The sequence below is a fragment of the Nonomuraea sp. NPDC048916 genome, assembly GCF_040649575.1.
GTDB lineage: Bacteria > Actinomycetota > Actinomycetes > Streptosporangiales > Streptosporangiaceae > Nonomuraea.
Window position 1 is genome coordinate 1 of sequence record NZ_JBEZFS010000348.1, and the last position, 297, is coordinate 297.

Genomic DNA, 297 nt, shown 5'->3' on the forward strand with positions numbered 1-297 from the left:
GCCTCGCTCTCGCGCAGCTGCTTCACCAGGTCGGGCAGGGTCTGGTCGGCGACCTTGAGCGCGTCTCCGCGCAGCCGCCTGAGCGGCCGGACCAGCGAGCGGGCCATCACGGTCGTGACCGCGAGGACGAGGAGCAGCAGGGCGATGACGAGGGCGATGTTGATCGCGGCGACCTGCCGGTCGCTGCCCTGGATGTCGCTGCTTCGCGTGGCGATCTGCTCCGACAGTGACTTCTGCACGGTGTGCAGCCGGTCGACGGTCTCGCTGATGGACTCGAACCAGCGGTTGATGTCGTTG

At 68.4% G+C, this 297-nt stretch carries 1 pseudogene; it reads right to left on the reverse strand.

The features are described from left to right. Window positions 1–297 (reverse strand): annotated as a pseudogene (locus AB0C16_RS41175) (hypothetical protein); the annotation flags it as partial.